Source organism: Natronolimnobius sp. AArcel1 (genome assembly GCF_011043775.1).
Lineage (GTDB): Archaea > Halobacteriota > Halobacteria > Halobacteriales > Natrialbaceae > Natronolimnobius.
Window position 1 is genome coordinate 60053 of sequence record NZ_JAAKXY010000007.1, and the last position, 12036, is coordinate 72088.

Sequence of the window (12036 nt, forward strand, 5' to 3'; positions counted from 1 at the left end):
CTCGTGTAGCCATTTTGGAAATTCAACCTATACTATGATTTCACTTTGGTGGTAAATATAACCAACCACCTACTCGTATCGATTACTTTGGGTTGCTATGTCCTTTTCAGAGACGAAATCCCCCGGAACAGTAGGTTTTTTTAACGCAGTCTTGGAATTGGATCCTAATGGATTCGGACACTGATGAGGCGGAGTCGGTGCCACGTCGAACTCGCCTCATCCAAATTGCAGGGACACTTGTTTCGCTTGTCATCCTCGTCATTGGCGTGATGGCGCCGCCTATGGTCGGTCTCGAGCGAGAAATGCAATTAGTGCTTACTGTTTTTCTCCTAACAATCGTGCTGTGGGTTACGAAGCCAGTCCCATTTACGATCTCGAGCGTGCTGGCGATGTCACTGCTGTTCGCGTTAGGGATCACAGACTCATTTGACGCGGCAGTGAGTGGATTTGCTTCCGAGTTGGTCTTTTTCCTATTTTTGCTCATTCTTCTTGGAAACACTGTCTCAAAGACAGGCCTCGACGAGCGGGCAGCACAACAAATTCTCTCGAAAGAGAGTACGCCCCGCAAAACGGTTAGGTCGTTATCGGCAAATCTCTTCGGACTGTCGTTTTTTATGCCGTCCGCGGTTGCTCGAACGGTTACATTCATTCCGCTGGTTAAGGGAATTGCTGATCGATTTGGGCTAGGTCAGGGAAGTAACTTCGAGAAATCGTCGTTTTTCATCCTTGGCCATGTGAACCCAATTGCCTCTATGGCCCTCATGACTGGTGGTGGAATGGCAATCATCACATCCGAAGTAATCCGGTCCTCTGTTCGGGATATTACTTGGGTGGAGTGGGCGATATATATGATTCCTCCTGTTGCCGTTTTGTATACTCTTGGTGCCATTGCTGCAGTCCGTTTGTATCCAATCAACGACACGACGACGATTACGGACACTGGTCAACTGGACGATGAGTCGCGGATAGCACAATCCGAAGGGTATGGGACTGAACCACTGAGTCGCAACGAACGAATTGTTGCGTTGGTCATGGGAGGAACGGTGGTTGCTTGGATTGTAGGTTCGTTTCTTGGTATACCGACGATATTGCCAGCTGTCGCCGCAGTCGTTTTGCTCGCGCTTCCAAATATTGGAATCATTACGTCCGAGGATGTTCACTCAATGAGCTGGGGAATTCTTTTTGTGATCGGTGCTATGTTTTCGATCTTGGATGTGATGGAGACCACTGGAACACTCACATTCATCGTTGATGCGATGACTAACTTGATTCCGTTTGCAACAATGACGACATGGCAAGTTGTCGCAATTCTCCTTGCTATCGCAGTCATTATGCGAACGTTCTTCTCGACGGCTTCCGCCGCGATTACCGTCGTTCTTCCTATTGTCCTCGAGTTTGGTGGTGTCCTTGGTGTCAATCGGTTTTATCTCGCTCTCTCGATTTTGCTCGTTGTTGCATCAACCACTTTTTTACCCTTCAATACAACGTCGGTTTTAGTATCGTTTGATCAGGGGCCGCTAAATTTACGCGAGGTGTTTGTCTTTGGCTGTCTCACCATGCTGTTTGCTCTGGTCATTATCCCTCTTACTTGGCTGTTCTACTGGCCACTTGTAGATGCTATACTCTAGCACTACCCACAAACACGGTCATATGGTCGCTGTGTTGTAGGGTCTCCGTTAAACGGACAGTTGAAGTCCTCAAAGCGCTATGTTATAGAACTCATTTGACAGCTCCTCTCTCAAATATTGCTACTTAGTACCAATCCAGAGTGATTAGGCTTGTGTGAAGTGGCTATATACAGGACAAAACCCAGAACCGATGGAAAAATCAAATTAATTTAATAATGTGGCGGACAAAAGATGGTGTCCTAAATTATAAATATGGGGAGAATCAACTGGGTGTTGTAATGCCACGCAAGATTGCTAAGGACAGTTGTAACCGTCGGAAGGTGCTGCAGGGTGCAGGGGCGCTATCTGTTGCCGGTTTAACCGGTATTGCGGGATGCCTCGGTGATGATGATGATGGAAATGGAAACGGCAACGGAACCGGGAATGGTGACGGTAGTGGAAATGGTGACTCCACTGATTACCCATCTGAAGACATTCGCTTCATTGTCCCATTCGGTGAAGGTGGTGGGACAGATGTCTACGCACGCGAGATGGTTCCACTGATGGATGACCGCCTTGACGACGTCAATATCGCTATCGAAAACATCTCGGGTGCGGCATCGATGCGAGGGACGGGTGAGATGATGTACTCCGAACCTGATGGCCACACTGTCGCTGCATACAATCCGCCATCAACCCCTGTTTCCGAGATGGTCAATCCGCAGGATTTCGACCTCGAGGATGCGACCGGTGTGTGTACCTACGCAAGTACGCCGTTCGTTATCGTTGCAAATTCTGAACACGAGATTGAGGGCTACGAAGACCTCATGGATCGATATGAAGACGGTGAGTTCGACAACTTCAGCGGAAAGGAACGTGGTGGTGTTGACCACGTGATGGCAATCCTCATGCAGAATCTTCACGGGTTCGAGTGGGACCAGTACGTCGGCTACGATGGAACTGGACCAGCCGTTCAGGCAACAATATCCAATGAGGTCCCTGCCTGTATTGCGACTGATACTGGTGCTGAAGCAGGTGTCGAGAGCGGAGATCTTGATCTAGTCGTTGGCCTTGTTAGCGATGGAACGGATGTCTTCCCAGATATTGAGACGGTTACTGATCTTGGGTACGACAACATCGATTTTATTTCGCAACTAAGCCGGGGGATCTACGCTCCACCGGATACGCCAAATGAGTACACCGAAGTTCTTGCTGATGTCGTTGAGGAGGTTCTCGAGACAGACCACATGCAGGAATGGTCCGAAGAGACAGGGAACATCATCCAGTACGGTGATGGTGAACATGCCGAAGAGGTTGTGGACGAAGCTTACGAGGTCATCCCGGAGAACGTTGACCTCGAGGAAGTTCGTGACGCAGCCAACTAGTTGAATCGTATCGATCGCCATTCGCGGGGCGGTCAACAATATTTATATAGAATACATCGCAAAGCATAAATCATGAAGTTCCAATCAGCGTACCGTGAGATAGTTTCCCGGATCAATTTGGAGTACGTGCTCCTTTTAGTGATGCTAGCCTCTTCTGCGTACATGATCTGGGAGTCGTACAACTTTTCAATTAGTGCTGCCGCAACATTTCCTCGACTGACAGCAGGATTTGTATTAATTGGAACGGTGTTACTCCTGTTCAGGCCGTATCTTCCAGAGCCGCTATACTCGTTCGTCGCTGAATCTGCTGATCTCATCGATGTTGATGACCAGCAGATGGGTGGCGATGAATCGAATGATGTAGAACAAGAGGAAGATGAGATAGAGAGAAGTGACGAGAGCAACGAGGTTTCGACGGTTGGTCGACCGATTCACGATGCTGTCTTTACCAGTGGAGCCGCTCTGGGATATGGTGTTTTAGCGTATGCAATGGGGATTATGTGGGCGAGCCCAGTGTTCGTATTGATGTACGGAATCTGGTTCAAACTGTCATGGCAAACGATACTCCTCCTTATCGTACTATCGCTTGCCGTCTGCTTTGGCTTCTATGAGGCACTCAACCTTCGTGTTGATGTCGGCAACATTGTCTTCACGGAGGGGGTATTCTAATGAGTACTGTAGCAGCATTGGCAGAAGCGTTACAGGTTCTTTTCACTGGTGAGACATTCCTATGGGTTGTTATCGGTATCATCTTGGGGATGATTGCTGGTGCACTTCCGGGTGTTGGGAGTGCAATGGGAATGGCGATTATCCTACCGCTGACTCTTCCACTGGAACCAGTTACCGCAATCATTCTGCTAGTTAGTATGTATAGTGGATCGATGTACGGCGGATCCATTGCAGCAATTCTAGTTAATGTCCCAGGAACTGGTGGTGCGGCAGCTACGACCCTTGATGGCTATCCAATGTCACAGAAGGGTCAAGCTGTCCAGGCTCTCTCAATGTCGGCGACTTCGTCGGCAATTGGTGGGTTCCTGACAGTAGCCGTACTTATTCTGTTCTCTCCGGTTCTGATCGAAATCGTTCTTATGTTCGGTTCACCGGAGTTCTTCCTGATGGCGGCATTTGGATTAGCGATGATCACCGTCGTTGTCCAAGGGTCAATCGTAAAGGGTCTCGTTGCAGGCGCGTTTGGACTTATGCTGACGTCGATTGGTATCGCACCGAATTCGCCAGAACTTCGGTATACGTTCGACTCTCTTGCGCTATACGATGGGCTTGATTTCATCGCTGCGCTGATTGGGATGTTCGCTATCGCGGAAATGATCAAGCTCTCGGCGAAGAAAGGCGGAATTGCTGACCAGTCAATCACAATGGCTGGAAGTGCAATCCAAGGTGTTCGAACGTCAGTGAGTTATCCCATTACGATTGTGAAGTCTAGCTTCATGGGAATGCTGATCGGCGCTATTCCTGGCGCCGGCGCGACTGTCTCAAATTTCTTTGCCTACGGCGAGGCCATGCGTTCCTCAAAAGACTCTGAGACCTTCGGTAAAGGAAATCCATTAGGCGTCATCTCAGCAGAATCGTCGAATAATGGCACAATCGGTGGTTCGCTTATTCCTACACTTGCGTTTGGAATCCCAGGTAGTGGATCGACTGCGGTGTTGCTGGGCGGTCTCTTGATGCATGGGCTTCGACCAGGTCCTGACTTGTTTGAGGGAGAACTCGCGACGACGTATGCGTTCCTTCTCGCATTGCTAGTTGGGAACGTGTTCATCCTGCTTGCTGGCGTCTTCCTCGTTACCAGAGCAGGTCGCATCACCCAGATTGACACGCACGTAATTATCCCAGTGATTATTGTGCTGTCTGTGGTTGGTGGGTACTCGCTGCGAAACAATTGGATCGATGTCGCAACCGTTCTCCTCCTCGGTGTGCTCGGTTACATCATGGTGAAACATGATTATTCCATCATCGCGTTCGTCTTGGGGGTGGTGTTAGGCCCAATCGCCGAAGAGAACCTCATGCGTTCGTTACAGATCTCAGATGGCTCGTATCTCATCTTTGTCCATCCGACTGAACAGCCCATCTCGTTGTTGATTACGACATTGATCTTTGTGGTCATCTTTGGGCCTTTCATTAAGCCTTGGATCTCGCAAAAACTCTCAGGATAGAGCAGATCACTCTGTGAGCATTTTTCTTTCTTACGTATCTTCGTTTGTTTTCTGTTGTGGCATAGTCTCTCTTATCACTCAGACACTAGCTGGTGTGATCTCGAACGGAGTTCGCACAGAAATCTAAGGAGATACCACGACTTGCTGTAGGAAGTATTCGAGTACGAGGTACAACAGTTGTGTTTGGTTGTGAACTTCCGGCCATATGCCTCGGAACCATTTGGGACGGCATTCCTTTGGAACCACAGTAACAGGTAAAACAGTTCACATACTAATCGCACAGCTGTCCTACGATTGGATGTGCACTAACTTTCAGTGCCTGTTATAACAGACGCCGCGGTTGCAAAGTGTGTTGGCAGTAATTTGATGCAGTGTTAAAGAATCCCCCATCCTTGTAGCCAGGATTGTTCACGGATCGTAGCTCTCAATCGTCAAAAAAGCCGAATCGGATTTAAAAGAACGTAAACTCGCCATCCTCGATGACAACTTCGCCATCGAGTTCGAGTGTCGGTTCGGCCATCATCGCGTCAAAGTGGACCGGTGCACGGGTCGTTCCGCCAAGGTTACTGCTGGTACCGATACCAAAGTGAACGTTACCGTAACGCCCGTGGTCGTTCGAGAACCAGCCGTTGAATTCTGGGCACTCAGGATTCATGCCAACTGCGAGCTGGGCGATGTTGTAGACTGCCGGGTCGTCATGTTCCTCCCAGACACGCTGGATCGTTTCGGCCTCCTTGCCACCTTCAACCGAAGTTACTGCGCCGTCTTCGATCTCCATTTCGACAGGCTCTTCGAGGACACCAATATCCAAGTTTGGAATTGCTCCGTCGAAGACCACTGTCCCTTCAGTCGTTCCTTCAACGGGAGCTATGTTGGATTCGATATGGACTAATGCAGTGAACTCTCCCGATTCGTCGGCAATACCGGGGTGAGCGTTGCCACCGCGCCCCTCAAGACCAACAGTGACGTCGGTTCCTTGTGGAGAAGTGACTCGTGCCTCGCTCGCTTCGGAGAATTTTTCGGCCATCTCCTCACAATGAGGTCGCATTCCTTCGTAGTCAGCATAAAGGCCGCCTCGAACGAGCTGTTCGTCTGTGAATTTCACCATACTAATCAGCCTAGCACCATTCTCCTTGGCTTTCGCAGCGGCTTCGGAGTGGGTAATCGAGCGATGGACTGGTGTGATGATAACATCTGCCTTGAGCATTGCAGCGGCAACTGTCTCTTCGGGCTCGTTGCCGTCGTACTCTCGCGGGTCCATCAGCGTCATGGTTACGTTGGCGTCGCGTTCCTTTGCGGCAGCTGCAACTCGCTCGGCGACATCTGCAACCTTCCAGTCGCTGACGACGAGGACATCCTCATCGGGTTCAATCGCTGCACAGGTTTCAATGACGATACTCGCACCTTTCATCTCCTGAACGGAGTCCATGCTGCATGTTCGAACACCGCGATACTAATACGTTCCTGATGCGGTCAGTTCTTGTCTAGCATTATTGTAATAAAAAATCAATTGGGGCATTTGGAAGAGATAGCTACACACTGGCATCACCAGGGTACCATTTGATAACTTCTTTTTCAACAACACCATTAAAATAGTGATATAATTCGTGTGTAAAGAGGTGATTGCTAGGCTGAATTTGCGAGAAACGATACTATCAATTAGTCCCCCCTCTAACTCACTGATAGACTGATGGATCAACAGCAATTAGCGTGTGCAGTCGTTCGTGGTGGTACAAGTAAGGGTGTCTATATTCGCGAGGAAGAACTCCCTGCCGAGAACCGAGATGAAGCCATCCTTTCCTTGTTTGGAAGTCCGGATGACCGTCAGATTGACGGACTCGGTGGTGCGACTTCGACGACTTCGAAGGTAATGCTCGTTACGGACAGTGACCGGGATAACATTGATGTCGACTACACCTTTGGTCAAGTCGCGATCGAAGAGTCTGTTATTGACTGGGGTGGGAATTGTGGAAACCTTACATGTGCAATCGGTGCCTTCGCTGTTGACGAGCGTGTCGTTCCGATTGACGAGAGCGCTGATGAAGTAACGCTGCGCCTGTATAATACAAATACAGACTCAATTATCGATCAGACCGTCCCGCTTGCTGATGGCCATGCCGCCACACAGGGCAATTTTAAGGTCCATGGTGTTCCTGGAACAAGTGCACGTGTTGATACAACGTTTACTGATCCAGCGGGGGCAGTCACTGATGAGTTACTCCCTCTAGGTGAACCAACAACTGAACTTGAAGTCGATGGTGAGGTGCTCGAGGTTAGTGTTGTTGATGTCACAACACCTTCCGCGTTTGTCCGGGCAGCAGATATCGGCCTTACCGCCACGGAACTACCCGAGGAGATTGACAGTGACCCCGAACTTCTCGAGAAACTTGAGCGTATCCGGGCCGAAGTCTGTGCTGAACTCGGATTAGTCAGTGACCCAGAACGGGCCGAAATCGAATCCCCTGGCTATCCAAAACTTGCCTTTGTTACCGAACCAACAACATATGAAGGTACGGCGGGGAACACGGTTCCAGCTGACGACCAGTCAATTACCTCACGGATCATGAGTATGCAGAAACTTCACCCAGTCTACGCTGTGACTGGTGCATCAGTGACGGCTGCTGCGGCGCTTATTCCCGGCACAATCCCTAACGAAGTAGTTGAGGATGGCGGTGACGAGGTCAGTATTGGCCATCCAAAGGGAACGATGACGGTCCGTGCCAATGTTGACCGGAGTGAACCCTCTGTTGATGGCGTTACAATCTATCGGACCCAACGTCGTCTCATGGACGGGACTGGATACTATACTCTCGATTGATATGTCCTTGCAATAACTGAACTTTCATTGACGGAACTATCTCCGGTATTTTTATTTTGTGTGAGACTATGTTTCACACGAACGACGCATGCTTGACGTAGAAATGGCAGCAGCAGCACGAGGTATTGTAGACGACTGTCTCGACGTCCAACCCGGTGAGGAAGTGTTGATTATCGCAGACGCAAAAAAAGAAGAGGTCGGACGCGCCGTCGCCCGGGCCGCAACCGGCGCGGGGGCCGATGCAATCACGATGACAATGCCGTTGCTCGAGAGCCACGGAAACGAGCCCCCGGAGACGGTCGCAGAGGCGATGAAAGCCGCAGATGTCGCCTTTACGTGTACGACCCACGCGATCACGCACACGCGATCGAGGCTTGAGGCAGCCGAGGCCGGTACACGGTTTGGTATTCTCCGTAGCGTCACCGAGGAGATGATGGTCGAGGGTGCGATGAGCGTCGACTTCGAAGAACTGCGCCGCCGGACAGAGGCAGTCCGTGACGTATTCGACGCCGCCTCTGAGGTCCACGTGACCAGCGACAAGGGTACCGATATTACGTTCAGCGTCGATGGCTGTTCGGCTTTCTCGCTCGATGGCTACTTTCACGAGAACTACGGCTTCGCGACACTCCCACCGGGCGAGTCACCGACCCATCCAGCAGAGGACACGGCCAACGGAACCATCGTAATCGATGTCTCGATGGACAACCTCGGCCAACTGACGGAATCAATCTCACTCAAACTCGAGGACGGGTTCGTTACTGAGGTTTCGGGTGGTGACCAGGCCGATGAACTCCGACAGTTGATCAAGGAGAGCGACGAGAATGCCAGCAACCTCGCAGAGTTTGCTATTGGTACAAACCCAAAGGCGAAGCTGATTGGAAACCTCGCAGAGGACAAGAAACGCGCTGGTACGGTCCATTTTGCTATTGGTGACAACGAGTCACTCGGTGGTAGCCGTGAGAGCGAAATCCACCTTGATGGCGTTGTTCGTACTCCGACGGTTCAACTTGACGATCAGGTTGTCGTCAAAGATGGACAGCTGGTTGACGACCTGTTCCAGTAATCAATTTGGTCGCAAAAAGCGCTATCAAGTGTGGTACGGCCTGTTGAATACACTGGTTTCGACCAAGGAATAGCCACCGTCGCCAAAACAAATTTTCTGTATTTTCCTGAGATAACCAACTAACGCGGACGACCGCTCGACAATCAGACCTCACTTGGGGTATTACTGGATACGCCTATATGTACCCTCATCGATATGGCTTGTATGAACGATCTTTCCCCGTCTACGTGTACAATTGCAGCGACTGGTGATTCGATCATCACTCGCCGCGTAAGTCACCTCATCGATCGCACCGAGGGTTTCGCAGAGCTCCGATCTGTGCTATCCGCTGCAGACACGACGGTAACGAATCTTGAGGTGCTCGTTCCCAATGAGGACGCTTCTGCGACGCCCTCGGTCCCTGTTCCGAGCCAGTACCAGTATCTCAGTCCTCTGTCTGGAGTTCTCATGCGAGCCGATCCGTACGTTCTCGATGAACTCGATGCGTTAGGGATTGATATCTTTACGACGACATCGAACCACTCATTCGATTACGGTCGTTCAGGGATTTGTTCCACTGCTGCCGCGTTGAATGAGCGCAGACTCCCGTTTGCAGGGATGGGAGAGACTCTCGTTGAGGCCCGCCGACCAACCTATTGCGAGACATCAGGTGGTCGCGCCGGTCTTGTAGCAGCCACGACAAGCGTTCCCCCCGGGAGCGAAGCAGGAAACGCGTCATCAATCCACCCTGGCCGTCCCGGAATTAATCCGCTTCACCTCCGATGGGTGTACGGCGCGACGGCCGAGCAACTCGAACAACTCCGACATCTTGCCGATACGTTAGGGGTCGAGGAAATGAAGTCGACGTGGCTCGATCGCTCTGAGCCTGGCTGGGATGACGGACCATACTTCTGGTTCATGCACATGCCCTTCGAAGAGGTCGACAGCGCGGCTGATGTTGGAGTTCGGTATGAACCGCTTGGGGACGACCGTCGTGCTTACCTCGGTTCGGTAGCCGATGCAGCGAAGAACGCTGACAGGACCATTGCAACTCTCCACAGCCATCAGTCAGCCGGTGGCGTCCGGAACACGTCGGAGACGCCAGACTTCTTACGGGCGTTTGCTCGAGAGTGCATCGATGAGGGGGCCGATATCTTCGTCGTAACCGGTCCGCATGTACTCCGTGGAATGGAAATCTACGATGGGTGCCCGATTTTCTACTCACTTGGAAACCTCTTCTACCAGACGGAGACAATCGAACGGCTCCCACCAGAGAGCTTCGAGTTCTACGGGGTCGACGACCCCACGGCCGTCACAGACCTGTTCGATTCGCGTTACACCGACATTGACGGCAACCCGATTGGCAGTCTTGCACGCGAAGAGTACTGGGAAACGATTGTCCCAGTTTGTGAATTTAGTGAGGACGGTCTCGAGTCGGTTCGAGTTTATCCCTGTACCCTCGGACAGAACCGCGACCGTCCTCAGCGTGGGACTCCCGTCGTCGCCAGTGGCGAATATGCAACAGAGATTCTCGAGCGGTTCGAATCGCTCTCTAGCCCGGCGAGTATTGATCTCCATATTGAGGATAATATCGGGGTTGTCGAGCCGTAGCATCCTCACTTCTGGCTTCCGATGTCCGAACGCTTATTTAGAGTGGTATTGATTCACACGTGTCATGGAGTTCGATGATCAAACAGTTCTTGTTACCGGTGCCAGTCGAAACATTGGTGAAGAAATTGCTGTTGAGATTGCAGCACGCGGCGGTGATGTCGGTATTACCTCGAGGACAGACAAACAAGCGTGTCTCGAGACAGCCAAACGAGTCGAGAACGCCGGTGGATCTACGACCGTTGTTACTGGCGACCTAGGTGACCCCGATGATGTCGAACGGATCGTCTCATGCGTTCGGGAGGACCTCGGACCGATTGATGTGCTTATAAACAATGCAACCTACCGACCGAAGAAGCCGTTTTTAGATGTCGAAGAGAAGGATCTCAATAAGGTTCTCGACGTGAATATCAAAGGACTATTTCTGACAACTCAACACGTTGTCCCCGATATGATCGAGTCTGGTGGCGGAGCTGTCGTGAACCTTATTGGTGCGATGGTGTATCTCGGGCGGTCAGGGAAATCCCATTCCTATGCGAGCAAAATGGGAATTGAAGGACAGGTTCGTCAACTTGCATCGGAACTTGGTTCCTATGGTATCCGTGTTAATGGGCTTTCTCCAGGTTTGATTGATACGGAACGTGACGGGTCGTTTGATGGAGCGGACGAACTCCGTGAAGCTATTCCACTGGGTCGATCGGGTTCACCAGAAGAAGTCGCTGCTGCCTGCTGTTTCTTAGCATCAGACGAAGCGTCGTTCATTACCGGTCAGGTCCTGCACGTCAACGGCGGTCTCTACCCCACACCGAATGTGATATCACCAGAGTGATTGGGGTACCGGTTTGATTCCGACAAACTTTCCCCTATATCCGAACCGATTGATTGGTCTCTCTCACTCTTTTGGTGTTTTGCTCGTCTGTTGGGAGCAGACTCGGATCTTATTACACACGGCCCAGTTAATTCAGGCACTCGGAGACAGTCTTTAAATGAGAGATGGGAAATCGTACAACACTGTTGTTGGCTGTGGTATCGCTGGTCTGTGTGCTGGGCTTCGCGCTGCAGAACGGGATCTTTCGGTTGCCGTCCTCGAGAAGGCACCGAAGGAGAATCGAGGTGGCTATACTCAATTCACTGAATCGTTCCGAATTCCAACCACAGACATCGATCTTGACGTCGAGTTCAATATCGAAGACTACGCTGCTTTGGACTTTTACCGAGACATTATGAACGTTACAAACTATCTGGGGTACCGGTCTCACTAATCCCACTGTCTTCGGTAAAGTCGCGTCCGAAAGCACAGCAGAATACGTCGACGAGTCACTTACGCATCGAGAGACAGGAATTGGGTTTCTCTTGCAGATGGTTTTCGACTCCCTCCAGAGAGTGGGTGATAAATCGCTTTTAG

At 50.9% G+C, this 12036-nt stretch carries 10 protein-coding genes; 9 read left to right on the forward strand and 1 reads right to left on the reverse strand.

Annotated features, from left to right (window positions below; genetic code table 11):
* Positions 1-167 precede the first annotated feature (167 nt).
* The 4 genes from G6M89_RS20245 (at position 168) to G6M89_RS20260 (ending at position 5163) form a co-directional block, all read left to right on the forward strand.
* A complete protein-coding gene (locus G6M89_RS20245) occupies positions 168-1628 on the forward strand; it encodes an SLC13 family permease (protein ID WP_206335648.1) in 1461 nt (486 codons plus the stop codon).
* Positions 1629-1906: 278 nt separating this feature from the next.
* Positions 1907-2992: a tripartite tricarboxylate transporter substrate binding protein gene (locus G6M89_RS20250; RefSeq protein WP_241175473.1), complete on the forward strand. Its 1086-nt coding sequence runs from the start codon at positions 1907-1909 to the stop codon at positions 2990-2992.
* Between the two features lie 72 nt (positions 2993-3064).
* Positions 3065-3661, forward strand: coding sequence for a tripartite tricarboxylate transporter TctB family protein (locus G6M89_RS20255; RefSeq protein ID WP_165163720.1), 597 nt, complete (start codon positions 3065-3067; stop codon positions 3659-3661).
* Positions 3661-5163, forward strand: coding sequence for a tripartite tricarboxylate transporter permease (locus G6M89_RS20260; protein ID WP_165163721.1), 1503 nt, complete (start codon positions 3661-3663; stop codon positions 5161-5163). Before G6M89_RS20255 ends, G6M89_RS20260 begins: the two co-directional genes overlap by 1 nt.
* Positions 5164-5614: 451 nt before the next feature.
* Here G6M89_RS20260 and G6M89_RS20265 read toward each other — a convergent pair whose 3' ends face one another.
* Entirely contained in the window at positions 5615-6592 is a 978-nt protein-coding gene (locus G6M89_RS20265) for an aminopeptidase (protein WP_165163722.1), read from the reverse strand.
* 261 nt (positions 6593-6853) lie between these two features.
* Here G6M89_RS20265 and G6M89_RS20270 point away from each other — a divergent pair, with 261 nt between their 5' ends.
* From G6M89_RS20270 to G6M89_RS20290, 5 genes are all read left to right on the forward strand, one after another.
* Positions 6854-7981, forward strand: a complete 1128-nt coding sequence (locus G6M89_RS20270; protein ID WP_165163723.1) for a 2-methylaconitate cis-trans isomerase PrpF family protein — start codon at positions 6854-6856, stop codon at positions 7979-7981.
* A gap of 88 nt (positions 7982-8069) precedes the next feature.
* On the forward strand, positions 8070-9044 hold the full coding sequence (locus G6M89_RS20275; RefSeq protein WP_165163724.1) for an aminopeptidase: 975 nt from the start codon (positions 8070-8072) through the stop codon (positions 9042-9044).
* A gap of 204 nt (positions 9045-9248) precedes the next feature.
* Positions 9249-10634: a CapA family protein gene (locus G6M89_RS20280; RefSeq protein ID WP_165163725.1), complete on the forward strand. Its 1386-nt coding sequence runs from the start codon at positions 9249-9251 to the stop codon at positions 10632-10634.
* A gap of 64 nt (positions 10635-10698) precedes the next feature.
* Positions 10699-11460, forward strand: a complete 762-nt coding sequence (locus G6M89_RS20285; protein ID WP_165163726.1) for an SDR family NAD(P)-dependent oxidoreductase — start codon at positions 10699-10701, stop codon at positions 11458-11460.
* Positions 11461-11617: 157 nt separating this feature from the next.
* Positions 11618-11893: an FAD-binding protein gene (locus G6M89_RS20290; RefSeq protein ID WP_165163727.1), complete on the forward strand. Its 276-nt coding sequence runs from the start codon at positions 11618-11620 to the stop codon at positions 11891-11893.
* Positions 11894-12036 lie beyond the last annotated feature (143 nt).